The sequence below is a fragment of the Bradyrhizobium sp. UFLA05-125 genome (genome assembly GCF_059803515.1).
On record NZ_JBANBJ010000042.1, the window covers coordinates 22,410 to 46,278 of the forward strand.

The following is a 23,869-nucleotide window of genomic DNA, read 5'->3' on the forward strand; positions in this document are numbered from 1 at the left end:
GGAAGATATAAACTCTCCGGTTAGCGAGGTGCATGATGACATCAATCTCGCAGACCGCAGTGCCAGCGGATGTTCAGGCACCGCCAAAAGCAAAAGCGCGTAGCGCCTCACTCGACCGCGCCCGTACCTTCCTCACGCTGGTGGTACTGCTCCATCACGCCGTCATTCCATACACTCATTTCGGTCATACCGATCCAAAGTCGTGGATCGGTTTTGACATGATCGTGCTCGCCACTGACAGCTTCTTCATGGCGATGTTTTTCTTTCTGTCGGGTCTGTTTGTCTGGCCGGGACTCGCGCGCAAGGGACCGCTGGACTATCTGCGCGATCGCCTGATCCGGCTCGGTTTGCCTTTCGTGGTTTGTGCTTTCACGATCATCCCGTTAGCCTACTACGCGATTGAACTGCGTCAGCATCCAGACGTCAGCTTCACCGAGTTCTGGTGGAAAACCATCACCGAAGGACCTTGGCCGAGCGGCCCGATCTGGTTCCTTTGGGTGTTGCTTACCTTCGACGTCATCGCAAGCGTCCTCTACAAGCTCTCGCCCACACTTATCGATCCGATCAATCGCCTTTCGCTGCACGGCCATGACCATCCAGCGCGATTCTTCGCAGCCATGCTTGCCGTCACCGCCGTGTTCTACATCCCGGGTCTGGTTCACTTTGGACCATTCACTTGGTTCGAGTTCGGACCGTTCTCGGTTCAGCACGGGCGCGTACTGCTGTATGCGACCTACTTCTTTTTCGGTGCGGGCATTGGCGTCAGGTACCTGGACCGCGGATTACTGGCTTCCGATGGCCAGCTCGCAAAGCGCAGCTGGGCTTGGACGCTTCTAGCACTCGTACCCTATTGCCTCATGTGGATGCTGATCTACGTCAAGCGCGAAATACTCGGAAACCCGTCCCCGCTGCCCGACTGGTATGAAGCAATCTATGCACTGTTCTTCGCGACCTTCAGCGTGGCGATCATGTTTGCGATCCTGGCCTATTTCTTGAGATTCAGGCAATCAGGCTGGAGCAGCCTCGATCCTATGCAGCCTGCTGCCTACGGCATGTTCTTGGTGCACTACCCGATTGTGCTTTGGCTGGTTTATTGGATGTTCGACTTCGACATCCCGGCGATTGCCAAGGGCCTGATCGCTTTCGTGCTCACTGTCTTCCTGAGCTGGGGCGCGACTGAGGCATTGCAAAAGATCCCGGGCGCAAGGCACGTGCTTTAGATCGTATCAGCTCAAGCTGCGTGCGGATAGCTTCAGGGCGGCGCCCTTTGCATATTCGGCGATCAGCGCGGCCGATGGTTCGGATGCAGTGAATCGAACATCACCGAAGAATTGCCCGGAGTGATGGCCATGATGAAGAATATCGCAGCCGGACTTGTCTTGGTGGGTTTCCTGACCATTGGGGTGCTCGCGCTCGCCCAGAAACATGATGGATGCTTGCACGGACGTTTGATCACAAACTTTAAGCCCTGCGGATCGATCAGCCCCTCAATATAGTGCCTGCGATAGTCCGGGGCTCGCGTAGCGCAATATAGGTCGCCTCGCGCATACGCCGTTGCGATCGCCCGCTACGGCGCTATTGGTCGCAAGGCCCGCAGCTCCATATGCCGATTCACGTCCTTGTAGAGGAGGTAGCGGAATCGTCCGGGGCCGCCCGCGTAGCACGCCTGGGGACAAAAAGCACGGAGCCACATGTAGTCTCCGGCTTCGACCTCGACCCAGTCCCGGTTGAGCCGATAGACCGCCTTGCCCTCAAGAACATAGAGTCCGTGCTCCATAACATGCGTCTCTTCAAATGGGATCGACGCGCCGGGCTCGAAAGTGACGATGGTGATGTGCATGTCATGCCTGATATCTGACGGCTCGACGAAGCGCGTCGTCGCCCACCGCCCGTCGGTGCCCGGCATCGGCGTTGGCGCGATGGAGCTTTCGTTTGCGACGATTGCTTCTGGCGCGGCAAGGCCCGGCACGCTCTGATATAGCTTTCGGATCCAGTGAAATTGCACCGCATTGGAGCTGCGGTTCTTTACGCTCCAGCGGCACTTGGGCGGAAGATATGCAAAACCTCCAGGCTCCAGTACTTGCTCTGTCGCGTCGAGCGTCAACGTTAGCTTGCCTCCAACGACGAACAGCGCGCCTTCCGCTTCCTGGTCTGGCTCCGGAAGTTCACTTCCCCCACCCGACGCGACATCCATCAAGTAGTGAGAGAAAGTTTCTGCAAAGCCGGACAGAGGCCGAGCCAGCACCCAAACACGGGTATTATCCCAGAAAGGAAGGTAGCTGGCCACGATGTCGCGTATTACGCCTTTGGGGATCACCGCATAGGCGTCCGTAAACACCGCGCGACCAGTCAAAAGTTCGCTCTGGGGTGGATGCCCCCCTGCTTGCACGTGATAGCGAGACTGCATTTTTATGCCTCCCAAAGACTATTTTTACGGACGTTCGCGGAGGTGTTAGCCCTGCTTCGCGGTGTTGCCCGAATATGTTTCCACTGCTCTATCGGGCACGACACGAAGCCAGCTTGCTTTTTCGAGCCACATTTCTTCGAGGTTAACCTCCGGCCCCTTTCTATCGACAACAACGAACGGGCTGGCGTCCCGGGCGACCAGCAGAGGATGGTGCCAGCAGTTGCGCGCGTAGTTCACGCCCTGCCGTCCCGACGCAACAAATGCCCGATAGCTCGAAAGATCGCGGGGATCTGCGCACACGACCACGAACCAGGGCATATCGTTCAATGGGATGAACAACTGGCTGCCGAGCGGATGACGCTCCATGAGCCTGATGACGATCGGAGCTGGTCTTGTTGCACCGATGAACAGGCTTACGTTGACGTCCCCGCCTTCCGATGCGACGTCAATCCTGGCCAGATCATCGTAGCGGCTGGCAAATCCTTCGTTGATCAGCTTCGGTGTCACGTCATCTGTCTCGATGACTTCACCGAAGGGCGCAAATTCTGCCTTTGTCAGCGCCACGACCGGAAGAGTTAACATCGTTCGACTCCGGTGACCATGTTATGGCAAATCGTTTGCGCCATCGCCGAACACCTCGGCAACAAGAGCGGGGCCCATGCGCCCGCGCTCGTAGCCACCTTCGGGTGGATGATGGCGGATCCAATGGCGCGCAATGTCGAGCCGCGTCGCCACCCAGACATCTGTGTGGCCCTGCACATAGTCCAGAAAACGCGCAAGCGCCGCGGCGCGGCCGGGCCGGCCGACCAAGCGACAGTGCAGTCCCACCGACATCATGCCGGCATTGCCTGCACCGCCTTCGGCGTAGAGCACGTCGAACGAATCCTTGAGAGAGCTCAAGAACTGATCGCCGCTGTTGAAACCCTGTGGCGTCGCAAAGCGCATGTCGTTCGCGTCCAACGTATACGGAACGATCAGTTGCTGACGACCTGCAATGAGCTGCCAATAAGGCAACTCATCCGCGTAAGCATCGGCAAGATAAAGAAAGCCGCCTTCCAGCGCGCCAAGAGCCAGTGTGTTCACCGAGCTACGCCCCTGGTAGAGACCAAGCGGACGCGCGCCGGCCACCGCCGTGTGAATCTGCACCGCCTCGTCGATGTCCGCACGTTCCGCTTCCAGCGTGTGGTTGCGATAGTCGATCCATTTCAGGCCATGGCTGGCGATCTCCCAGCCGGCCTCGTTCATCGCCGCCACCGCCCGCGGATTGCGTGCCATGGCGGAGGCAACGCCATAGACGGTGACCGGCATGTTACGTTCAGTGAACATCTGCCACAGCCGCCAGAATCCCACGCGTGAGCCGTATTCGTAGATCGACTCCATGTTGACGTGTCGTTGCCCCGGCCAAGGTTGGGCGCCGACGATCTCCGAGAGAAAAGCTTCCGACGCCGCATCGCCATGCAGGACGCAGTTCTCACCGCCTTCCTCATAATTGATGACGAACTGCAGCGCCACGCGAGCCTCGCGAGGCCACGCGGGCTGAGGCCGGCTACGGCCATAGCCGATCAGATCGCGCGGATAATCCTGCTCAATGTCAAACAAGCGGCTCAACTCCGAACGTTGAACGAGACGCTTCATCCATGGCGCCCATCGCAGGCATTGTATACTAACGCAAGGATAAATTGTTTACAAAACATAATTCGATTGTTGACAATTGTGGGGCGGACGCGTTTGATCCGCCCAAGACCTGCGACGGGGTGTCCCGGAATGTCGGGCGTTGACTTATTCAGCGGAGGAGACGTGTGATGATCAGGAAGCATTCTGCTGTGCAATCGGCTCTGATCGGAGCCTCAATGCTGGCCTTGATGGCGGCCAGCGCGCAGCCGACACAGGCGGCGAACACCGAATTGAAGATCGGCTTCGTCGGCGTGACCAGCGGTCCCGCCGCGGCCTGGGGCACTTCGAACGTACGATCGATGCAGACGCTTGCGGCGCAATGGAACGAGGCCGGCGGCGTCAAGATTGGCGATCGCACCTACGACATCAAGATCGTCACCTTCGACGACCAGAAAGATCCCAAGCGCGCCATCGCAGGCATGGAGAAGATGGCCCAGGAAGGCATCCACTATGTGGTGGGGCCGAATGTCGACGACGGCGCTGCCGCGGTGCGCCCCGTGGCGGAAGCTAAGGGCATAATCTATTTCCCTTACGCCTTCCCGAAGGCGCTCTACACCAAGCCTGCCGCTAATGCGGTGCTCGGCATGGTCGCAAACTATCAATCGGGCCCGGCGATCTACAAATATCTGCACGACAAAAAGAACGTAAAGACGATCGCCTTCGTCGCAGCTAATGAATCTGATCCGCTCAGTCAACGCGATGGCGGCGTCGCGGCGGCCCACGCGCTTGGCCTCCAGGTGGTCGCCGACAAGGACACCTACCAGAACGACACACGCGACTTCACACCGGTGCTGACGCCGATCGTCAAGCTGAAGCCCGATCTCTTGGTGCTGTCCGGCGTCTCCCCGGCCAACGCGCCACTCTTGATCCGCGCCGCGCGCGAACTCGGCTATCAGGGTCTGCTCTCAACCGAAACTGCGCAGGATGCCAAGGTGCTCGAGGAAGGCGCGGGCGAACTTGCCAACGGCTTCATCTCGGTCGGCGGCGCTTCGACCCCGGAGATCCGCTCCAAGGCGATGGATGACTTCATCGCGCGCTATACGAAAATGTTCGGCGAATACAACGACGAGTCGAACACCAAGGTGTACGCCCTCCAATACATCATCGATACTCTGAAGGCGAACCCCAAGGCGATCGACGATATCGCCGAGTACAAGAAAACCATTGACGGCTTTTCGGCGCCCAATCCCTACGTGAAGGGCGACAAGATGCTGCACTACGTCGGCACCACCTCCTTCGGCCAGAAGCGTCAACTCGCCGTGCCACTCGTCGTCACGGAATACAAGAACGGAAAGTTCGAAACGCTGTTCGTCGCCGACGTCGATTGACAGGTCTGACCGGGTGCGGGCGACGACAGCCTAAGGCTGGCGTCGTTCGCCCCTCGCCTTGCCGCCGCTGACGCAAGCCGTAGCGCGCAACGGATTGGTCGCGCTCCTCGAACGGGACTGCACATGACACAGGTCATCGTGAACGGCCTTTACCTCGGCGCACAATATGCCCTGATCGCGCTCGGCCTGACGCTGATCTTCGCGCTGATGAACGTGCTGAATTTCGCGCATGGTCAGATGTACGTATTCGGCGGCTTCGTCACCTATACGATCTACGGCCAACTGCACCTGCCGTTCGTGGTGGCGCTTGCCTGTTCGGGCGTGACGCTGGCGATCATCGGCGCCCTGTTCGAGCGGCTTCTATTCCGCACCGTGATCCGGCGCAGCGTACGCGACGAGAGCACCATGCTGCTCGCCGCCGGTACGGCCTTCTTCCTCGATGCGGTCATCCTGCTGTTGTTCGGCGAGAAGCAGCGCGGTGTGCCGAAGATCGTCAACGGTGTGCTCAACGTCGACTGGCTGATCATCCCTTATGACAAGATCGCCGTCGGCGTCATTGCCCTGGTGTTGATCGCGAGCTTCATGGCTTACATGCAGTTCAGCCGTCCCGGACGGGCGATGCGGGCGCTGGCTCAGGACCGCGTCGCCGCGCAGCTGATGGGCGTCAATGTCGATCGCTATTCCATGATCGGATTCGCGCTCGGCGCGATGTTGGCGGGGGTGGTCGGCGGCCTGCTGGTCGCTATCACCGGCGTCAACTCCGGCATTGGAGGGCCGATATCGATCAAGGCGTTCCTGATGGTGATGATCGGCGGCGCCGGCGTGGTCGGCGGCGCCATAGCCGGAGGCTTCATTCTCGGCATGCTCGAGTCGGTGGGCCTATCGGTGCTGCATGCCTATGGAGACATCACCTACCTCGTGATCTTCGCAGCCTTGATGGTGTTCCTGAGTATCCGTCCCAACGGGCTTATGGGCAAACCGTGGGGCTGACGATGACGAGCACCGCATCCAAAGTCTCGGCCCTGGCGCTGTTTTTGGTCGTAGCCTTCGTCCTTGTGCCCTGGCTGATCGCGGTCAGTGGCCGCAGCGACCTCTATTATACGCTGACCTCTGTCGCGCTTCTGAGCATCGCCAGCGCAGGCGTGTGGCTGACCTTCTTCATCGGCCGCATCAACATCGGCCAGGGCGCCTATGCGCTGCTCGGCGGCTACGTCTCGGCGATACTCGTCACAGCCGGTGGCGTCTCGTTCTGGCTCAGCTTGCCGCTCGCCGGATTGTTCTGCGCTGGCATCAGCATCCTGATCGGGTTGCCGATCCTGCGGCTGCGCGGCGTTTATTTCGCGATGGTAACGCTTGTGCTGACGGAAGTGGCGCGGCTCTCGGCGCTCGCCGTGCCGCTGACCAACGGCGCCAAAGGCATCACCGACATCCCGCCCCCAGGCGCGATCCGCCTGTTCGGCCTCACGCTGCTGCCGGATTTTGCAACGCTGACTAACCCGCGCCAGGCGTTCTATTTCGTGACGGTGGCGCTGATGGTGCTGGTATTCGCAGGCGTCTATCGCCTGGTCCATTCTCGCATCGGGCAACTCTGCCTGTCGCTTCAGCAAAATGAAGAGCTGGCCTCCTCGATCGGCGTCAACGTCGCGGCGTTGCGTATCATTGCCTATGCGATTTCCTCGTTCCTGGGCGGGATTGGCGGCGCCATGTTCGTCGCCATCGCGCAATCGATCTATCCGTCGAGCTTCGCTGTCGCCGATTCAGTCAATTTCATGCTGAACTGTTTTCTCGGCGGCTTGGGGTACGTGATAGGCCCGTTGGTCGGCACCTTCGTGTTGTATTTCGGCTGGGATTTTCTGTTCAGAACGGGTGAGTACCAGCTGCTGATCTATTCCACGGTGCTCATCGCGCTGATGCTCGTGCTGCCCAACGGCATTCTCAGCTTGTTTGCGCCGCGGCGGAAGGAGAGCTGAGCCATGGCGGAGTTGCTTGAGGTCAAATCTCTCACCAAGCGCTTCGGTGGCCTCGTCGCCGTGAATGGAATCTCTTTCTCCGTGCGCGAGGGCGAGATTCTTTCGGTGATCGGGCCGAACGGCGCCGGCAAGTCGACCCTGTTCAAGTTGATCGCCTCGTTCATGCGACCGAGCGATGGCGAAGTGCTTCTGCGCGGCAACCGCATCTCCGGTCTGGCCCCCCACGTCGTGGCGCGTGCCGGAGTCGTACGTACCTTCCAGGAAACCACCATATTCAAGACGATGAGCGTGCGCGACAACGTCATCATCGCCCACCATTTGCGTTCGCGCGCCGGCCTGCTCGGGTTCTACGCTGGTTCGACGATCGCGCGCGCCGACGAGCGCGAGTTTGCCCGCTCTGCTGACGAGATCCTTGATTTTCTCGGTCTCGGAACGATCGCGGGACAGTTGGCCAACACCCTGCCGCAAGGCCATCTACGCGCGCTGGGCATAGCCATCGGACTTGCCACCAATCCCAGGATCCTGCTGCTCGACGAACCCTTTGCCGGCATGAACCATGACGAAACCCGACGTGCGGTCCAGCTGGTGCGCGCGGTACGCGATCGCGGCGTCACCGTCCTCCTGGTGGAGCATGATATGCCCGCCGTCATGAAGATTTCCGACCGCATTGTCGTGTTGAATTTCGGCGAGAAGATCGCGGAAGGAACGCCGACGGAGATCCAGCAAAACCCGCGTGTGATCGAGGCCTATCTCGGCAGCGCCGACGAATCGATCGGGATGTAGTCGATGGAGCCGCTTCTCACCTTTTCTGGAGTCGAACTCTATTACGACCAGGTTTACGCCCTGCGAAACGTCTCGCTCGAGGTCAACGAGGGCGAGACCGTGGCGCTGATCGGTGCCAACGGTGCGGGAAAGACCTCGATTTTGCGAGCCATCACCGGCCTTCGCAAGATCCGCAAGGGCGAAATTCGGTTTCGCGGCCAGCGCATCGATGGCCGAGCCCCCGATGAGCTGGTGAAGATGGGTATCGCGATGGTCCCGGAAGGCCGCCGCTCATTTCCACTGATGTCCGTGAAGGACAATCTCCTGATGGGGGCTTTCACGCGCCACGACAAGGCCGAAATCGCCAACACGCTCGAGGCGGTACTTACGCGCTTCCCGCGGCTACGCGAACGCTACAACCAGCCGGCGGGAACCATGAGCGGCGGCGAGCAGCAGATGCTGGTCATCGGCCGCGCACTGATGAGCCGGCCGACGCTGCTTCTGCTCGACGAGCCCTCACTCGGCATTGCCCCGAAACTGGTGCAGGACATTGCACGATCGATCGTCGCCATCAATCGCGACGAGCAGGTCAGCGTGCTGCTGGTCGAACAGAATTCGCGCGTCGCGCTCAAAATATCCGCCCGCGCCTATGCGCTCTCGACCGGAGCCGTCGCGCTCTCCGGGTCTTCGGCTGAGCTCATCAACGATGAACGCATCAAGACCCTCTATCTCGGCGGAGAACTGTGAGTCCAGGTACCACTTATGCGCATTCTGGTCATCAATCCCAACACTACTGCATCAATGACGCAAAAGATCGGCGCGGCGGCGCAAGCAGCCGCAGCTCCCGGCACCGCGATCCTGGCTGTCAATCCGACATACGGCCCGCCGAGCATCGAAGGCTACTATGACGAAGTATTCTCGATTCCAGGTCTGCTGGCGCAGATGCGCGCTGCGCCAGACGTGGATGCCTATGTCATCGCCTGTTTCGACGACACTGGGCTGGATGCGGCGCGCTGCCTCACCACCGCACCGGTCATCGGCATCGGCGAGGCCGCTTTCCACATGGCGAGCCTGCTGGCAGGTCGTTTCAGCGTTGTGACGACGTTGTCACGCTCGGTCTCGGCAATCGAGCACAACCTCACCAAATACGGCTTGGCCAGCCGCTGCGCGCGGGTACGGGCATCGGAAATACCGGTGCTCGATCTCGAGATTCCCGGCTCGGACGCATGCCAACGCATCTCGGCCGAGATCGCCAAGGCCGTGGTCGAGGACCGAGCCGAAGCGATCGTGCTGGGCTGCGCCGGCATGGCCGATCTCGCTGCCGAGCTATCGCGCGAGCACGGCCTTCCCGTTGTCGACGGCGTCGGCGCGGCGGTGAAACTCGCTGAAGGCCTGGTAAGCCTCGGCCACAAGACATCAAAGCATGGCGGCTATGCCGCGCCGCGGGCCAAGCCTTATGATGGCCTGTTTGCCGCGTTCGCACCAGAAGCTCCGCAGGCACAGCCCGCGCCGGACGTCACGTCCCGCCCGCTCGCCACTTCACCTGCAGGGAAGCACACGATATGATGACGATGAGAACGCGTGCACAAATCAAATCGCACCTTGCACCGTCGCTATCTCCGTCCAGCTCCTGAGGCCATGCACACGACCGAAGACCGACAGACCTACTCCTTGAAACCAGCGGCGCGGTGGTCCGCGACCTACACCCGTCTGCGGGATGCGATCTTTGCCCATCGGCTGGCGCCCGGCACCAAGTTGCCCGAAGACGAACTGGCTTCGATCTACGCGGTGAGCCGTACCGTGATCCGGTCCGCGCTGCAGGCGCTCGCGCACGATCGCCTCGTGCGCCTGGAGCCGAACCGCGGCGCCTTCGTGGCACAACCCTCGCAGACCGAAGCCCGCGAGATCTTCGAAATGCGCATGCTGGTCGAGGCGCGCGCGGCAGCGCTTGCCGCCGCACGCGCTACGGCCGACGACGTGGCGCGGCTGCGCGCCCATCTCGATCAGGAGCACGAAGCGGTACGTGAGGGACGCGACAGCGACGCGCTGATGCTGTCGGCCAATTTTCATGTTGAGGTCTCGCAGATCGCGTCGCAGTCGATCCTGTGCGAGATCGTCGCCGACCTCGTCACACGCTCTTCGCTAATAATCGCGTTGTATTGGATCCGGCGCGACACCATCTGTGCAAGCCATGCCCATCATCATCTGGTCGACGCCATCGCCCGCCACGACACCGACGTCGCAGCCGAGCTGATGACAAGCCATCTAGCCGATCTGCTGACAGGACTGGATCTGACGCCACGACCGCGCGACGAAAAGAGCCTGACCGACATTCTGATTCAGGATGCTTAACGTCCGTGCGTCGCGAGCTCGCCTTCGGCGGGGATCCTAAGGCCTCCCGGGGGCAATTGAAGACCCAATCGAGACCGTCTGCTCGTTCTGGCCGCGCCAGGTCGGCAACGACGTGCCAATGCCGTGCAGCGCCTCGCCCAGACCGGCGACGTTGCCGTAGCCGAAGATAGCCCAGACGCCCTCGATGAAGCGCCCGCCCTCTTCCGTCATCTGGCTCTCCTTCACTCGGCCATTGTCAACATCGCCCTCGTAGTGCCCGAATCATCCTTGCAATTTATCGAGGTTCGATCGCTGGAGCGAACGATGGCCATGGAGTCCTCAAAACCGCGTGTTTGGACTGAAGACGAGACTAGGCTCTTGATCGAACTTGCGCGTCTGAAGACGAGTGCGCCAGCGATCGCGAAGCAGCTTGGACGCCACACAGCTTCCGTCAAACGACGTGCTGACCAGTTGGGCCTGCTTCTGCCGACGGGCAGGCGTGAACCGCAAGCCTCGCCTCGGCCCTCGACTGAAACGCGTCGGTGAACGGCGCGCGCTCAAGCCCTCGATGAACACCCCTCGCCTCAGCTGATTGCTGGACCATCCGAACGATAACCGAGCCCACAGACGCACCGGAACGGATTTTGCCGCAGGGACCTTGCTGCCCTCGGCGCAATGCCCCAATGGCATGAGCCCATTGCATTCCGGATCCTGCGCGACGCGGCGGCAGTTACGTCATCCGAACCCAGGTGCCTTTGCACGCCGAGGACTTTACAGCTGCATCGATGAACTTCACGCCTGCCAAGCCATCCTCAACGGTCGGGAAGATCACGTTGGGATCCAGCTTTTCACCGACCCTTGCCGCGCGGATGGCGCGCGCTGCCTCAGCATAAATTGTTGCGAAACCTTCGAGATAGCCCTCGGGGTGGCCGGAGGGGACGCGGGCGACGCGCGACGCCTCGCTCAAGGCGCCGGCGCCGCCGCGAGTCAGGAGTTGCTTGGGCCGGCCGTAGGGCGTGAACCAGAGATGGTTCGGATTCTCCTGTGCCCATTCGAGGCCACCTTTGCTACCGTAGACGCGCAGCGTCAGGCCGTTCTCATTGCCGACGGCGATCTGACTGGCCCACAGCATTCCCTTGGCACCGCCCTTCCACCTGAGGAGGATCTGGACATCGTCATCAAGGCGCCGCCCCTCGACGAAGGTCGACAGTTGGGCAAGCAATTCGTCGAGTTCGAGTCCGGTGACGAAGCAGGCGAGATTGTATGCGTGGGTCCCGATGTCGCCGATGCACCCGCCAGCGCCGGACCGGGCCGGGTCCGTGCGCCACGCCGCCTGTTTGTGGCTGCTTGCCTCCAATCGCTCAGTCAGCCAATCCTGGAGATACTCGGCCTGGACCAGCCGGATCTCGCCGAGATCGCCATTCACGACCATGGCGCGGGCCTGCCGGACCATGGGATAGCCCGTGTAGTTGTGCGTCACCACGAAGACCCGGCCCGTCTTCCTGACCAGTGCCACCAGCTCCTCGGCCTCGGCGACGGTCGTCGTCAGCGGCTTGTCGCAGATGACGTGGATGCCTGCTTCAAGGAAGGCCTTCGCGACCGGACTGTGCATGTGATTGGGCGTCACGATCGAGACTGCCTCGATGCCGTCCGCTCGCGCGGCTTCGGCCTTGGCCATCTCTTCGAAGGAGCCATAGGCACGATCATCGGCAATGCCGAGCTCCTTCGCCGAGGCCTTGGCTCGAACCGGATCGGACGCGAGCGCGCCGGCAACCAGCTCGAACTGGTCGTCGATGCGAGCGGCAATGCGATGGACTGCGCCGATGAAGGCCCCCTGGCCACCGCCGACCATTCCTAGTCTGATACGAGCATGAGTGCCGGCTTCATTGCTTGCCTTGATCGCCATTTGCTTCTCCCGCTCACGAAAGACCGAGCATCTTGCGGTTCGCTTCGTCGTCGGCGCCGGAGCCTGCATAATCGTCGAAGGTATTCTCTGTAACCCGGATGATATGGCTCTTGATGAACTCGGCCCCCTCGCGCGCGCCTTGCTCGGGATGTTTCATCGCACATTCCCACTCGAGCACTGCCCAGCTGTCGTAATCGTATTGCGTGAGCTTCGAGAAGATGGCGCCGAAATCGACTTGGCCGTCGCCGAGCGATCGGAAGCGGCCGGCACGGTCGACCCAGCTCTGAAACCCGCCATAGACGCCCTGGCGGCCCGTCGGGTTGAACTCGGCGTCCTTGACGTGGAATGCCTTGATGCGCTGATGGTAGATGTCGATGTAGTCGAGATAGTCGAGCTGCTGCAGCACGAAGTGCGAGGGGTCGTAGAGCAGGTTCGCGCGCTTGTGGCCCTTCACTCGGTCGAGAAACATCTCATAGGAAATGCCGTCGTGAAGGTCCTCGCCGGGATGGATCTCATAGGCGAGATCGACACCGTGCTCATCGGCATAGTCGAGGATCGGCCGCCAGCGCCTGGCGAGCTCGTCGAAGGCGGTCTCGATGAGGCCCGCCGGACGCTGCGGCCAGGGATAGACATAGGGCCAGGCAAGTGCACCCGAGAAGGTCGCTTGTGCAGTGATCCCGAGTCGTCTGGACGCCAGGATCGCGCGCTTGACCTGGTCGACGGCCCACTCCGTGCGGGCCTTGGCGTTGCCACGCACCTCCGGCGCGGCGAAGCCGTCGAATGCCGCATCATAGGCCGGGTGAACGGCTACGAGCTGGCCCTGGAGATGGGTCGAGAGTTCGGTGATCGCAAGCCCGTGGCGGGCGGCGATCCCCTTCACCTCGTCGGCGTAGTCCTGCGACTCCGAGGCTTTCTTCAGGTCAAAGAGCCGCCCATCCCAGCTCGGAATCTGAACCCCCTTGTAGCCGAGCGAGGCTGCCCATCCGCAGATCGAGTCGAAGGAGTTGAACGGCGCCTCGTCGGCCGCGAACTGGGCGAGGTATATCGCCGGTCCCTTGATCATCTTCATCGAATGCTTCCTTCTATCCTGGACGCTCGAGCAGCAAGCGCCCGCTGAGCTCGATACCCCACCAAAACTCGCCTTCTCTTGCCGGTTCCAGGAACGGTGCATTTCACCCGAATGCCTAGACCGGCAATCACGTCCCGGGACGGTCCCGCCTCAGAACGTCTCCCCGGCCCACAACGCCATCGCATCGACGTCGGTCAGCGGCGCCGGTCGCTCGACGCGCGAACGCACTGCGATCTCGCCGCCTTCGACGCTGGCCTTGAGGATCGCGTGCTTCACCTCCAGCGCGTGGCTCGCCAGCGCGCCAGAGGAGCGGTGCGGCGTGCCGCGCAGCACTGCGCTTGCGAGCTCGGCGATGCCCAGACAACGATAGTTGGCCTGGTTCGGCATGTGATCGGCCCAATTCGGCGAGCGCCAGTTGGGCTTGCCGAACGGTCGGTCGTCGGCTGTGACCGAGATCCAGTCGCCGCCCTTCTCGGTGTATTGCACTGCGCCGCCGAAGAAGTTGGGGTCGGGCACGCGCAGCGAACCCTCGGTGCCGTAGAGCTCGATCGGCGGATGTCCGTGCTTCCAGACGTCCCAGCTCATCGCGAAGATGATGTCGGCACCAGACTCGAAATGCAGCAACGACATCACCGTCGTCGGCGTTTCCACCGCGATGGTCTTGCCGTTCATCGGCCCCTTCGAGCTGACGAGCCGCGTGGCGAAGCCGGCGCTCGCACGTCCCTGCACGAGCGCAACGGGCCCCAACAGGTTTATCAGTGCCGCAAGGTAATACGGACCCATGTCAAGGATCGGCCCGCCGCCCCGTTTGAAGAAAAACGTCGGATCGGGATGCCAGTGTTCCATGCCATGCGACATGAGAAAGCAGGTGCCATAGAGCACTTTGCCGATCCGCCCCGCATCCACGAATTCGCGTGCCATACGCCCGCCGCCGCCAAGGAAAGTATCCGGCGCGCAGCCGAGCTTCAAGCCGCGATGCGCCGCCTCCGCCACCAGCGTCGCGGCGTCGTTGGCCTCGATCGTAATCGGCTTCTCGCCGAATACGTGCTTGTCTGCAGTCAACGCAGCGTGGCTTATCGCAAAATGCGCCTCCGGCGTGGTCAGATTAACGATGATCTGGATATCGGGACGCGCCAGCAGCGCGTCGATCGACAACGCCTCGATCTCGAACTTCGCCGCCTGGGCCTGTGCGGCCTCCGGCCGCTGATCCGCGCAGGCGACCAGCCTGAGATCGCGGAATTTCGACATGTTGTGCATGTAGATCGTCGAGATGTTGCCGCATCCGACGATGCCGACACCGAGCCTGCTCATGATCCGACCCCCCGTCACGTCCACGACGACACGGTCTCGCGCGCGCGGTGCGCGAAGCGGGCGACGTCGTTCGGTTTGTCGTGTTCAGCGACGAACAGAGAGACCCCGGCCTCCTTCATCGCCGCGAGCAGCGCCGGCCAATTCATGGTGCCGTGGCCGGGATCGGCCCAGCCATCCTCATCAGCGCATTCTCCCGATGGCGCGAGATCCTTGATGTGGCAGGCGACCAGACGCTGAGCATGCTTCTTGATCTCGGCGACGGGATCGCCGCCACCGCGCACGATCCATGCGAGATCGGCCTCCCAGGCGAGGTCGGGGGCCTCCTCGAACATGCACTCGAGATAGGTCTTGCCGCTCCCGCTGCGGCCATACTCCCAATGATGGTTGTGCCAGCCGAATTTGAGCCCCTCGCCGCTCACCATCCTTCCGATCTCGGCAAGTTCGCGCCCGATGGCGCGCCAATGCTTTTCGTCGCCCTCGCGCTCGCCCAATGGCGGGGCTGGCGCGAAGATGGTCTCGATGCCAATCTCGTTGCACATCCTCGCCGTGCCGACCGCATCCTCGCGCAAGCGGTCGAGACCGACATGAGCGCTCGGGGCAGTCATGCCGTGGCGCCCGAGCAGCCGCTTCAGCGTCACGGGATCGTTGAACAGCGCGCCCCAGGGCTCGACCATCGCGTAGCCGAGCCTGGACAGCAGCGCGAATTGCGCTTCGAGCGGGCTAATGGAGCGGGCGGAATAGAGCTGGATGGAGAATCTGTCGATGGGCTTGGTCATGTCTCGCTTTCGGCTGGGATGGGGGATCTAGAGGCGCTGTCCGCTCGTCTCATCAAACAGCGACAGGGCTTCGGCGGGGAAGCGGACGGCAAGCGTGTCCCCCACACGCACTTGCGCGTCGGCGTCATGGCGGAAAGAGAAGGGAGTGCCGTCGGCGAGGCGACACCAGATCAGCGTGTCGGCGCCCATCGGCTCAATCATCTCGACGCGCGCGGACACGGAGGATGGATCGCCGGACGCAGTCAACTCGATATGCTCGGGCCGGATGCCGAGAACGACCGGCGCGTCGGTCGGCTGGCTGCGGAAGACATAGCCGTGCAGGCCGAGCCGGTTTACGCCGGCGATGAATCCGAGCTCGCTGCCGCGCGCGAGACGACCAGGAATGAAGTTCATCGCGGGCGAGCCTACGAACGAAGCGACGAAGCGATTGACCGGCTCGCGATAGATCTTCCTCGGTGTGTCGAGCTGCTGGATCACGCCGCCCTGCATGACCGCGATGCGGTCCGCAAGCGTCAGCGCCTCGATCTGGTCGTGCGTCACATAGATCATGGTGGCGCCCAGCCGTGCATGAAGCCGCTTGATCTCGACCCTGAGCTCGGCGCGCAGCTGGGCATCCAGATTGGAGAGCGGCTCGTCGAACAGATAGACTCCGGCATGGCGCACCAGCGCCCGTCCAATCGCGACACGCTGGCGCTGGCCGCCGGAAAGCTCGCCGGGACGGCGGTCGAGGAGACTGGTAAGTCGCAGCATCTGCGCTGCCTCACTGAGGCGACGCTCGATCTCGCCCTGCGGCGTGCCGGCGACCTTTAGCCCGAACGACATGTTGCCTCGCACGCTCATGCGCGGATAGAGCGCGTAGCTCTGGAACACCATCGCGATGCCACGATCCTTCGGTTCTGCCCAGGTGACATCGCGGCCCCCGATATGGATCTCGCCACCCTTGACGTCGATGAGCCCAGCGATCGCGTTGAGCAATGTCGACTTGCCGCAGCCGGACGGCCCAAGCAGCACGAGGAACTCGGACGCCTCGACGTGGAGATTGAGATTCTCCAGCACCTTCAGGCCGCCAAAACCGATCTGCAGACTCCTGATGTCGACGTCCGATTTCTGCATGCTGCGTCAGCCCTTCACAGCGCCGGCGGCGATGCCGCGCACGAACCAGCGGCCGGAGCCGAAATAGACAGCGAGCGGCAACAGCGCAGTCAGCAGCGTCGCTGCCATGTCGACATTGTAGGCGCGCTCGCCTTGCGTCGAATTGACGATGTTGTTGAGCTGCACCGTCATCGGCAGATTGTCGCGGCCCGCGAAGACGAGCCCCAGAATGAAATCGTTCCAGATGCCGGTGGTCTGCAAGATCACCGCGACCACAATCATGGGCGTGGCCATCGGCATCATGATCCGCCCATAGATCTGGTAGAAGCCGGCGCCGTCGACGCGCGCGGCCTTGAACAACTCGACCGGCAGCGATGCGAAATAGTTGCGGAACAACAGCGTCATGGTGGGAAGGCCGAAGATCGTGTGGACGATCACGATGGTCAGGAGCGACTGCCCGAGCCCAGTGAAGGAGAACACGCGTACCAGGGGGTAGATGAACACCTGATAGGGAATGAAGGCGACCACCATCATCGCGCCGAACAGGAGGTTGGCGCCACGCACACGCCATAGCGACAGCGCATAGCCGGTGAGCGAGCCGATCAGAATGGAGACGCCGACGGACGGCACCAGAATGCGCAACGAGTTGAAAAAGCCGATCTTGATGCCCTGGCAGGTCAGCCCGGTGCAGGCCGAGGTCCAAGCCTTGATCCACGCGTCGACGCCGGGAGCTGCGGGCAAGCCCAACAGATTCCCCTGCCGGATCTCCGCCATCGGCTTCAGCGAGGTTACGACCATCACATAGAGCGGCAGCAGGAAGTAGAGCGCGGTGATGAGGATGAAGGCATAGAGGCCCCAGCGCGCCGGACTCATGCGCCTCGGCCGCCGTGCGGCGGGCAACGCCTGCGCCACCGCGGTCATCGCATCTCTCCCCTGCGCGCGCGCCAGTAAAGATAGGGCGCGACCACCGCGATCACCGTGATCAGCATGGTGGTGGCCGCAGCCGTCGCAAGGCCGATATTGGCGCGCTCGAACAGATGATCCATGACGAATTTAGCGGGCACCTCCGAGGCGATGCCGGGCCCGCCATTGGTCATGGATACCGAGAGGTCATAGAGGCGCACCACGCCCGTCGACAGCAGCACCGCGGCGGTCGCAAAGCTCGCACCCATCATCGGAATGATGATCGACACATAGACCCGCCATTTTGGCAGACCGTCGACCCGCGCCGCCTTCCAGATCTCATCATCGACGCCGCGCAGGCCGGCGAGCATGATCGCCATCACCAGCCCCGAAGCCTGCCAGACGCCCGCGATGACCAGGCAGTAGATTGCGGTCTCCGGCCGCACAATCCAGTCGAAGGTCGCGCCTTCGAAGCCCCAGCTGCGCAGCACATGCTGAATGCCGAGCGTTGGGTTGAACAACCATTGCCAGACCAGACCCGTGACGATGAAGGACATCGAATAGGGATAGAGATAGATCGATCGGATCGTGTCCTCGGCCCTCACCCGCTGATCGATCGCAACCGCCAGCAGGAAGCCGACCACAAGCGCGAGCGAAACCAGCAGCACACCGTAGATAACGATGTTGTGGACCGAGGTGATCCAGCGATCGTTGCCAAGCAACATCTCGTATTGCCGAAGCCCGACGAAATTGTTGTTCGGAAGCATGCGCGAATTGGTCAGCGATATCCACACGGTCCAACTGGTGGCACCGATATAGACGACGAGCATCACCATCAGCGCCGGCAAGAGCGCGGAGAGCGCGGACAGTCGGGAGTTCAGCGAAAGACGCATCGCATCGCCGGATTGAAGAGAGATCGACAGGAAGGAAAGGCGGCCGACGGTTCGTCAGCCGCCTTTCGTGATGCATCACTCCTGGGACTTCAGCACCGCGGCGACCTTGGCGGTGAATTCATCGGCGCTCATGTTGGTGTTCCAATATTGCGAGATGGCATCCTGGAGCGCGCCGATCAGCGCCGGCGGCGCCAGCATGTCGCCGGACGGCATTTGCTGGGCCTTGTCTGCGACGTAGCGCATGCCTTTTTGGGCGCAAGCGTCCAGTGCTGACGTATCGACATCGTTACGCACCGGGATCGAGCCCTTCTTCAGCGCGAACTGGATCTGGGTCTCTGGCGCCAACATCAGTCTCGCCAAGGTCATCTGCGCCTTGGTGGTGGATGGGTCCTTCGCCTTCGGGAATACGAACACGTCACCGCCCATCACATAACCGCCGCTGCCATTAGACAGCACCGTGCAGCCATAGTCCTTGTCGGCGACCTTGCCCGCCGCGACGAATTCGCCCTTGGCCCAGTCGCCCATAATCTGCATTCCGGCCTTGCCCTGGATGACGAGGTTGGTCGCGTCATTCCAGTTGCGGCCGGGCGCGCCGGCATCGACATAGTCCTTGAGCTTCTTGTAGGTGACGGCGACCGCCTTGAACTCGGCGCTCCGCGCCAGCGACACGTCATGCTTGCCGAGAATGCCGGTCCACATCTGTGCGCCGCCGACGCCGATCATGACCGAGTTGAACAGGTTTTGTTCCCAGTTCTTCTGGCCCGAGAAGGCCAGCGGGATCACCTTGCCCTCGGCCTTAAGCTTGTCGAGAATGGCTAGAGCGTCATTCCAGGTCTTCGGCTCGGCGGCGCCGACGGAGGCGAGCACAGCCTTGTTGTACCAGAGCCAATTCTGACCGTGGATGTTGATCGGTACAGCGTACATCTTGCCGTTGCGGGTCGCCGCGGCAACGATCGCGGCGGGCATCACGCCTTTCCAGTTGCCTTCGGTTGCGACCGCGTCGACATCGGCGAGCAGATCGCCCTCCACCAGCTCGTCGAACTGCTTGCCGGTGTTGAGCTGCATCGCGGTCGGAGGATTGCCGGCGACAGTGCGGCTGATCGCAGCATTCCGCGCATTGGCGGCGCCAGCCACAGCGCTGTCAATCCATGTCCCGCCGGCCTTGGTGAACTGATCGGCAAACACCTTCACCGCGGCGGCTTCGCCGCCCGAGGTCCACCAGTGGATGACCTCGGCCTTCATCTCTTCTGCGGAGACAGGCACCGAGGCCAATGTCACGGAAAAGGCCGTGGCGACAATCGCCACCGATGCGAACAGCGTGCGCTTCATCATTCCCTCCCGGATGTGCCTTTTGCAGGCTGTTTATTCGGCTTGCGGCCCTTATGGGCTCGTTCTTGCCTGATCGAATGTAATCGATTACATCGTATCGTATCAGAACTCCTAGATTTTGCAAGCACCCTCATGACCGTGAAATTGCGAACCTCCATATGGCAAAACGAAGCAGAGTGACGCGTCCAAAGGCGGCCAAGATCGCCGACGTCGCGCGCCTGGCGGGAGTTTCGGTTGCGACCGTCAGCCGGACGCTGGCGCGTCCCGAGGTTGTGATTGAGGAAACCCGCACACGCGTGCTCGCTGCGGTGCGCGAGACCGGCTACACACCGAACATTTCTGCAAGGAACCTGCGTGTCCGGAAAACCATGGTAGTCCTGGTGGCGGTGCCTGACATCGCCAACCCGTTCTTTGGCGAGGTTTTGCAGGGCATCGACGACACCCTGTCGACTGCCGGCTACGGACTCATCATCGCCAACCTGGCAGGATCGCCGGAGAAGGAGGCGCGCTATGTCGACCTGGTCTGCGCCGGTCAGGCCGACGGCGTGCTGCTCTTGTGCGGCCATATGATGCGCAGCCCCGACCGCGACCTGCGCGACGCGCGCGTACCGCTTGTTGCCGCTTGCGAGTACATTTCCGGCGAAAGCTTCCCCCAAGTCACAATCGACAATGTCGGCACGGCCCGCGAGGCGGTGCGACACCTGATCGAGCTGGGACACACGAGTATCGCCTATCTGTCTGGACCGAAATCCAACATCCTGGAGCAGCAGCGTCTCGAAGGCTATCGGCTGGCCTTGCACGAAGCGGGGATTGCTGCTTCCGCAGGCTTGATCCTGCCCGGCGATTTCACTTTCCGCACCGGCGTCGAGGCCGGCCGAACGCTGCTGGCGCTCAAGCCCGCGGCACGTCCGACCGCGCTGTTTGCAGCCAATGACGAGATGGCGATCGGCCTGATCAAGACCGTGTACGCGGCCGGCCTGCAGGTTCCGGACGATCTCTCCGTCGTCGGCTTTGACGGCATTGCTTATGCTGACTATTGCGAGCCGACCTTGACGACCATCGTCCAGCCCCGCCGTGACCTCGGGGCCACCGCCGCAGCCGAACTCATCGCGCTGATGACGATCGGCAAAACGGGCCTACGGAAGGACATCAAGCTTCCCGCCACGCTGATACTACGCGACAGCACGAGCGCGCCGCGGAAGAATCTCGGCCACTCATCCCGGGGCGCGAGGTCCGGTTAGGACGACCAGCAGCTTGGTCAGGATGCGCGATTGGTAACGCAACCCGCCCGACGCTCTGGTTCGATTAGTCCGCTTTGCGGAAGGCTGCCGATCCGCGTGTAGCGCATCGCATTGAAGGCTTGCTGTCGACCTTTGCTGCGCTTGAGATCTAGAGCCATCTCCTCGGAGACCCTTCGTCAATCATGGCCTTGTTGACAGCGGCAACAGCAGGACCTAGCCTGCTCTGGTATACTAGGTATACCAATGTCCCCTCAGCTCAAGCGATCGCGTCTCTTTGAGCAGGTTGTCGACATCCTCGAGCAGAGGATACGCGATCGGGATTTGCTGGCTGGTGCCGAGCTGCCATCGGAACGTCAGCTCATGACGGAATTCGGCGTTGGCCGGACAGCCATCCGCGAGGCACTGTTTCATCTGCAACGCGCGGGGCTTGTTGATCTCCGCGCAGGTTCGCGAGCGCGGGTCACAGCGCCGAATGCCGAAGTCGTTATGACGTCACTGTCGAGCAGCGCCAAATATCTGCTTTCCGATGACGACGGCATCCGTCATTTCCAAGATGCGCGTGCCCTCTTTGAGACCGGCCTGGCACGGGATGCTGCACGCAACGCCACAGCAAAGGATATCCGCTACCTGAACGATGCGCTTGACGCGAACTACAAGTCCATTGGCGACGTCGAACGCTTTGAGGACTCGGACATAACATTTCACTACGCGATCGCGACGATCCCCAAGAATCCCATCTACGTAGTCATGCACCGAGCTATCATCGATTGGCTCGTTGACCAGAGACGTGTGACGCTCAGCTATCCCGGCCAGAACCGGGTCGCCTTCGATGCGCATGTCGCGATCTTCGAAGCGATCAAGGCGCACGATCCGGAACTTGCCGATGCCCGCATGCGCTCGCACCTCGATCAGGTGGGCACGCTCTACTGGAAAGTCCGCAGGGCACATGAACAAGAACGCTGACTGGGTTTGATCTCAACTTCAAGGGGTCGAACAACAGACGCCAAACGGGAGGATGAACAATGGCTCGTGCCGGACTCAAACAAATGACCCGCACGCCAGAGGCCAAGCTTGGTCATTTCATCGTCGAGTTTGCCACTCCGGGAATTGGCCATATCCTCAAACAAGCGGGTTGCGATTTCGCGCTTTTCGACCTCGAGCATTCGGGCTTCGGCTTCGAGACCGTCAAGAGTGCTGCACGCTATTTTGAAGCCGCAGGGTTGCCGGCCATCGTCCGCGTGCCTTCACAGGAATATCACCACATCGCGCGCGCCTGCGACGCGGGTGCGGAAGGGATCATGATCCCGATGGTTAGCACTGCCGCGGAAGCGGAGGGCGTCGTTGGTTGCATGAAATATTATCCGGACGGGCGACGTGGCGTTGCCTTGAGTATTGCGCATGATGCCTATGGGCAGGGCCCGGTGCCAGAGAAGCTTGCGGCTGCCAACGAGCAGACAACGCTGTTCTGCCAGATCGAGACTGCTGAAGGTGCCGAAAATGCCGACGGGATAGCCGCCGTCGATGGCGTCGACTGCCTGTGGATCGGCCATTTCGATTTGTCAGTATCGCTCGGCATTCCCGGCCAGTTCGACCATCCGAAATTTCTGAAAGCGGTCGAGCAGACGATTGCGGCTGCCAAGAAGCACAAGAAGGCACTGGGCCGCCTTGTACCGACCACCGATGTCGGCATAGCGCTCTACAAGCAGGGCTTCGATTTTTGCTGCTATTCGGGTGACGTGTGGGTGCTTCGGGATGCGCTGACCGCCGCAATCACCACCTTGCGGAAGGGATGCACGACATGAACGCGCCATTTCGTGTTGCCCTTTCAGGTGATTTCAGGAAGGCCGACGGCTCGGCCGTCTACCCCGATTTCGATCTGAAGCCTCTGCTGGAGGCCCCCGGCGTGGAAATGGTCTATTTGGATAACGCCAACCCTCTGCGCAGCAGAGATCTTGAGGGCTTCGACGCACTTATCCTGCTGGCTCACCGCTTTGCGCCCGAAAGCGCCCCCAAAAACGGCAGGCTGAGCATCATAGCCCGCTTTGGCGTCGGCTATGACACGGTCGATGTGCCAACCTGTACCGCCGCGGACATCGCATTGGCGATCACGCCGGACGGCGTGCGCCGCCCTGTCGCGGTGTCGATCATGACCTTCATTCTGGCACTCGCCGGAAAGCTGATGGTGAAGGATAAGCTGACCCGGCAAGGACCGCTGGGTTTTGCCGCCCGTGGCGAGCATATGGGCTTTGGCCTGGTCGGCAAGGTGCTCGGTTCGATCGGTATCGGCAATATCGGGGCCGAACTGTTCCGGCTCGCCAAGCCGTTCGACATGAGGTTCATCGCTCATGATCCACTTGTGGATACCAAGCTGGCCGCCGCGCTGGGAGTCGAACTCGTCGGTCTCGACGACCTCTTCGCCCGGGCCGACGTCGTTACGGTGAACTGCCCACTAACGGCCGAGACGCGCCATCTCGTGAACGCCGACCGGCTCGCTCTGATGAAGAACACCGCGCTCTTCATCAACACCGCGCGCGGACCAATCGTCGATCAAAAGGCGCTCACAGACGCTCTGGCGACAGGGCGGATCGCAGGCGCCGCCCTCGATGTATTCGAGCAGGAGCCGACCGATCCATCCGATCCGCTGTTCGCGCTCGACAATGTCATCGTGACGCCTCATGCGCTTTGCTGGACCGATCAGTGCTTCGCCGGAAATGGTGCAGCCGACGTCAGGGCTGTACTCGACATTCAACACGGGCGGATCCCGAGCAGTATCGTCAATCGCGCGGTACTCGAGAAACCTACTTTCCGACGCAAACTGGAGGAGTACCGCCGCCAATTTGCCCATTGAGAATTCCTCGCCGCTAACGAGCGAGGGAC

At 61.6% G+C, this 23,869-nt stretch carries 24 protein-coding genes and 1 pseudogene; 12 read left to right on the forward strand and 13 right to left on the reverse strand.

Going from position 1 to position 23,869, the window contains the following annotated elements:
• The first annotated feature begins 32 nt into the window (after positions 1-32).
• Complete coding sequence (locus SO156_RS29175) at positions 33-1,220, forward strand: acyltransferase family protein (protein WP_458147315.1); 1,188 nt, start codon at positions 33-35, stop codon at positions 1,218-1,220.
• Between the two features lie 6 nt (positions 1,221-1,226).
• Here SO156_RS29175 and SO156_RS29180 read toward each other — a convergent pair whose 3' ends face one another.
• The 4 genes and pseudogenes from SO156_RS29180 to puuE form a co-directional block, all read right to left on the reverse strand.
• The gene (locus SO156_RS29180; RefSeq protein ID WP_498537172.1) at positions 1,227-1,427 is read right to left on the reverse strand and encodes a hypothetical protein; all 201 of its coding nucleotides are present in this window, start codon (positions 1,425-1,427) and stop codon (positions 1,227-1,229) included.
• A gap of 140 nt (positions 1,428-1,567) precedes the next feature.
• Entirely contained in the window at positions 1,568-2,407 is an 840-nt protein-coding gene (locus SO156_RS29185; RefSeq protein ID WP_458147316.1) for a bifunctional allantoicase/(S)-ureidoglycine aminohydrolase, read from the reverse strand.
• 45 nt (positions 2,408-2,452) lie between these two features.
• Positions 2,453-2,989, reverse strand: coding sequence for an ureidoglycolate lyase (locus tag SO156_RS29190; RefSeq protein WP_498537173.1), 537 nt, complete (start codon positions 2,987-2,989; stop codon positions 2,453-2,455).
• Positions 2,990-3,031: 42 nt separating this feature from the next.
• Positions 3,032-4,042 (reverse strand): annotated as a pseudogene (gene puuE, locus SO156_RS29195) (allantoinase PuuE); the annotation flags it as partial.
• 215 nt (positions 4,043-4,257) lie between these two features.
• Between puuE and SO156_RS29200 the strand changes: the two are divergent.
• The 7 genes from SO156_RS29200 (at position 4,258) to SO156_RS29230 (ending at position 10,493) form a co-directional block, all read left to right on the forward strand.
• Positions 4,258-5,409 (forward strand): ABC transporter substrate-binding protein, encoded by a 1,152-nt coding sequence (locus tag SO156_RS29200; protein WP_498537174.1) that lies wholly within the window; start codon positions 4,258-4,260, stop codon positions 5,407-5,409.
• Between the two features lie 123 nt (positions 5,410-5,532).
• Positions 5,533-6,399 (forward strand): branched-chain amino acid ABC transporter permease, encoded by an 867-nt coding sequence (locus SO156_RS29205; RefSeq protein WP_498537175.1) that lies wholly within the window; start codon positions 5,533-5,535, stop codon positions 6,397-6,399.
• A 2-nt stretch (positions 6,400-6,401) separates the two neighbouring features.
• The gene (locus SO156_RS29210; protein WP_458147320.1) at positions 6,402-7,379 is read left to right on the forward strand and encodes a branched-chain amino acid ABC transporter permease; all 978 of its coding nucleotides are present in this window, start codon (positions 6,402-6,404) and stop codon (positions 7,377-7,379) included.
• Between the two features lie 3 nt (positions 7,380-7,382).
• Positions 7,383-8,162, forward strand: a complete 780-nt coding sequence (locus tag SO156_RS29215; RefSeq protein WP_458147321.1) for an ABC transporter ATP-binding protein — start codon at positions 7,383-7,385, stop codon at positions 8,160-8,162.
• A gap of 3 nt (positions 8,163-8,165) precedes the next feature.
• Entirely contained in the window at positions 8,166-8,888 is a 723-nt protein-coding gene (locus SO156_RS29220) for an ABC transporter ATP-binding protein (protein WP_498537176.1), read from the forward strand.
• Between the two features lie 15 nt (positions 8,889-8,903).
• Positions 8,904-9,707 carry an aspartate/glutamate racemase family protein gene (locus tag SO156_RS29225; RefSeq protein WP_498537177.1) on the forward strand — a complete coding sequence of 268 codons (804 nt, stop codon included), beginning with the start codon at positions 8,904-8,906 and terminating at the stop codon, positions 9,705-9,707.
• A 72-nt stretch (positions 9,708-9,779) separates the two neighbouring features.
• The gene (locus SO156_RS29230) at positions 9,780-10,493 is read left to right on the forward strand and encodes a GntR family transcriptional regulator (RefSeq protein WP_498537207.1); all 714 of its coding nucleotides are present in this window, start codon (positions 9,780-9,782) and stop codon (positions 10,491-10,493) included.
• Between the two features lie 36 nt (positions 10,494-10,529).
• Here SO156_RS29230 and SO156_RS29235 read toward each other — a convergent pair whose 3' ends face one another.
• The 9 genes from SO156_RS29235 to SO156_RS29275 all read right to left on the reverse strand — a co-directional run bounded on the left by SO156_RS29235 (position 10,530) and on the right by SO156_RS29275 (position 19,751).
• The gene (locus SO156_RS29235) at positions 10,530-10,703 is read right to left on the reverse strand and encodes a hypothetical protein (RefSeq protein WP_458147328.1); all 174 of its coding nucleotides are present in this window, start codon (positions 10,701-10,703) and stop codon (positions 10,530-10,532) included.
• A gap of 499 nt (positions 10,704-11,202) precedes the next feature.
• Entirely contained in the window at positions 11,203-12,378 is a 1,176-nt protein-coding gene (locus tag SO156_RS29240) for a Gfo/Idh/MocA family protein (protein ID WP_498537178.1), read from the reverse strand.
• A gap of 13 nt (positions 12,379-12,391) precedes the next feature.
• Entirely contained in the window at positions 12,392-13,447 is a 1,056-nt protein-coding gene (locus tag SO156_RS29245) for a sugar phosphate isomerase/epimerase family protein (RefSeq protein ID WP_498537179.1), read from the reverse strand.
• A 150-nt stretch (positions 13,448-13,597) separates the two neighbouring features.
• Positions 13,598-14,758 (reverse strand): Gfo/Idh/MocA family protein, encoded by a 1,161-nt coding sequence (locus SO156_RS29250; RefSeq protein ID WP_498537180.1) that lies wholly within the window; start codon positions 14,756-14,758, stop codon positions 13,598-13,600.
• Between the two features lie 14 nt (positions 14,759-14,772).
• Positions 14,773-15,534 carry a sugar phosphate isomerase/epimerase family protein gene (locus SO156_RS29255; RefSeq protein WP_498537181.1) on the reverse strand — a complete coding sequence of 254 codons (762 nt, stop codon included), beginning with the start codon at positions 15,532-15,534 and terminating at the stop codon, positions 14,773-14,775.
• A 27-nt stretch (positions 15,535-15,561) separates the two neighbouring features.
• The gene (locus SO156_RS29260) at positions 15,562-16,647 is read right to left on the reverse strand and encodes an ABC transporter ATP-binding protein (RefSeq protein WP_458150116.1); all 1,086 of its coding nucleotides are present in this window, start codon (positions 16,645-16,647) and stop codon (positions 15,562-15,564) included.
• 6 nt (positions 16,648-16,653) lie between these two features.
• On the reverse strand, positions 16,654-17,538 hold the full coding sequence (locus SO156_RS29265) for a carbohydrate ABC transporter permease (protein ID WP_498537208.1): 885 nt from the start codon (positions 17,536-17,538) through the stop codon (positions 16,654-16,656).
• Between the two features lie 5 nt (positions 17,539-17,543).
• Positions 17,544-18,422, reverse strand: coding sequence for a carbohydrate ABC transporter permease (locus SO156_RS29270; RefSeq protein ID WP_498537182.1), 879 nt, complete (start codon positions 18,420-18,422; stop codon positions 17,544-17,546).
• 75 nt (positions 18,423-18,497) lie between these two features.
• Positions 18,498-19,751, reverse strand: a complete 1,254-nt coding sequence (locus SO156_RS29275) for an ABC transporter substrate-binding protein (protein ID WP_498537183.1) — start codon at positions 19,749-19,751, stop codon at positions 18,498-18,500.
• A 176-nt stretch (positions 19,752-19,927) separates the two neighbouring features.
• Between SO156_RS29275 and SO156_RS29280 the strand changes: the two genes are divergently transcribed.
• The 4 genes from SO156_RS29280 (at position 19,928) to SO156_RS29295 (ending at position 23,840) form a co-directional block, all read left to right on the forward strand.
• Positions 19,928-20,992 (forward strand): LacI family DNA-binding transcriptional regulator, encoded by a 1,065-nt coding sequence (locus tag SO156_RS29280; RefSeq protein ID WP_498537184.1) that lies wholly within the window; start codon positions 19,928-19,930, stop codon positions 20,990-20,992.
• A gap of 243 nt (positions 20,993-21,235) precedes the next feature.
• Positions 21,236-21,955 carry an FCD domain-containing protein gene (locus SO156_RS29285; RefSeq protein WP_498537185.1) on the forward strand — a complete coding sequence of 240 codons (720 nt, stop codon included), beginning with the start codon at positions 21,236-21,238 and terminating at the stop codon, positions 21,953-21,955.
• Between the two features lie 83 nt (positions 21,956-22,038).
• Positions 22,039-22,794 (forward strand): HpcH/HpaI aldolase family protein, encoded by a 756-nt coding sequence (locus SO156_RS29290; protein WP_498537186.1) that lies wholly within the window; start codon positions 22,039-22,041, stop codon positions 22,792-22,794.
• Positions 22,791-23,840: an NAD(P)-dependent oxidoreductase gene (locus SO156_RS29295; RefSeq protein WP_498537187.1), complete on the forward strand. Its 1,050-nt coding sequence runs from the start codon at positions 22,791-22,793 to the stop codon at positions 23,838-23,840. Before SO156_RS29290 ends, SO156_RS29295 begins: the two co-directional genes overlap by 4 nt.
• Positions 23,841-23,869: the final 29 nt, after the last annotated feature.

Excerpts from the sequence above, each read along its gene's own strand:
- SO156_RS29230 (WP_498537207.1), top strand. The coding sequence starts at position 9,780 with ATGCACACGACCGAAGACCGACAGACCTACTCCTTGAAACCAGCGGCG.
- SO156_RS29285 (WP_498537185.1), top strand. The coding sequence starts at position 21,236 with ATGTCCCCTCAGCTCAAGCGATCGCGTCTCTTTGAGCAGGTTGTCGAC.
- SO156_RS29180 (WP_498537172.1), bottom strand. The coding sequence starts at position 1,427 with ATGTTTCTGGGCGAGCGCGAGCACCCCAATGGTCAGGAAACCCACCAA.
- SO156_RS29220 (WP_498537176.1), top strand. The coding sequence starts at position 8,166 with ATGGAGCCGCTTCTCACCTTTTCTGGAGTCGAACTCTATTACGACCAG.
- SO156_RS29240 (WP_498537178.1), bottom strand. The coding sequence starts at position 12,378 with ATGGCGATCAAGGCAAGCAATGAAGCCGGCACTCATGCTCGTATCAGA.
- SO156_RS29290 (WP_498537186.1), top strand. The coding sequence starts at position 22,039 with ATGACCCGCACGCCAGAGGCCAAGCTTGGTCATTTCATCGTCGAGTTT.
- SO156_RS29225 (WP_498537177.1), top strand. The coding sequence starts at position 8,904 with ATGCGCATTCTGGTCATCAATCCCAACACTACTGCATCAATGACGCAA.
- SO156_RS29295 (WP_498537187.1), top strand. The coding sequence starts at position 22,791 with ATGAACGCGCCATTTCGTGTTGCCCTTTCAGGTGATTTCAGGAAGGCC.
- SO156_RS29210 (WP_458147320.1), top strand. The coding sequence starts at position 6,402 with ATGACGAGCACCGCATCCAAAGTCTCGGCCCTGGCGCTGTTTTTGGTC.
- SO156_RS29200 (WP_498537174.1), top strand. The coding sequence starts at position 4,258 with ATGCTGGCCTTGATGGCGGCCAGCGCGCAGCCGACACAGGCGGCGAAC.
- SO156_RS29260 (WP_458150116.1), bottom strand. The coding sequence starts at position 16,647 with ATGCAGAAATCGGACGTCGACATCAGGAGTCTGCAGATCGGTTTTGGC.
- SO156_RS29175 (WP_458147315.1), top strand. The coding sequence starts at position 33 with ATGATGACATCAATCTCGCAGACCGCAGTGCCAGCGGATGTTCAGGCA.
- SO156_RS29235 (WP_458147328.1), bottom strand. The coding sequence starts at position 10,703 with ATGACGGAAGAGGGCGGGCGCTTCATCGAGGGCGTCTGGGCTATCTTC.
- SO156_RS29255 (WP_498537181.1), bottom strand. The coding sequence starts at position 15,534 with ATGACCAAGCCCATCGACAGATTCTCCATCCAGCTCTATTCCGCCCGC.
- SO156_RS29270 (WP_498537182.1), bottom strand. The coding sequence starts at position 18,422 with ATGCGTCTTTCGCTGAACTCCCGACTGTCCGCGCTCTCCGCGCTCTTG.
- SO156_RS29275 (WP_498537183.1), bottom strand. The coding sequence starts at position 19,751 with ATGAAGCGCACGCTGTTCGCATCGGTGGCGATTGTCGCCACGGCCTTT.
- SO156_RS29250 (WP_498537180.1), bottom strand. The coding sequence starts at position 14,758 with ATGAGCAGGCTCGGTGTCGGCATCGTCGGATGCGGCAACATCTCGACG.
- SO156_RS29215 (WP_458147321.1), top strand. The coding sequence starts at position 7,383 with ATGGCGGAGTTGCTTGAGGTCAAATCTCTCACCAAGCGCTTCGGTGGC.
- SO156_RS29245 (WP_498537179.1), bottom strand. The coding sequence starts at position 13,447 with ATGAAGATGATCAAGGGACCGGCGATATACCTCGCCCAGTTCGCGGCC.
- SO156_RS29190 (WP_498537173.1), bottom strand. The coding sequence starts at position 2,989 with ATGTTAACTCTTCCGGTCGTGGCGCTGACAAAGGCAGAATTTGCGCCC.
- SO156_RS29185 (WP_458147316.1), bottom strand. The coding sequence starts at position 2,407 with ATGCAGTCTCGCTATCACGTGCAAGCAGGGGGGCATCCACCCCAGAGC.
- SO156_RS29205 (WP_498537175.1), top strand. The coding sequence starts at position 5,533 with ATGACACAGGTCATCGTGAACGGCCTTTACCTCGGCGCACAATATGCC.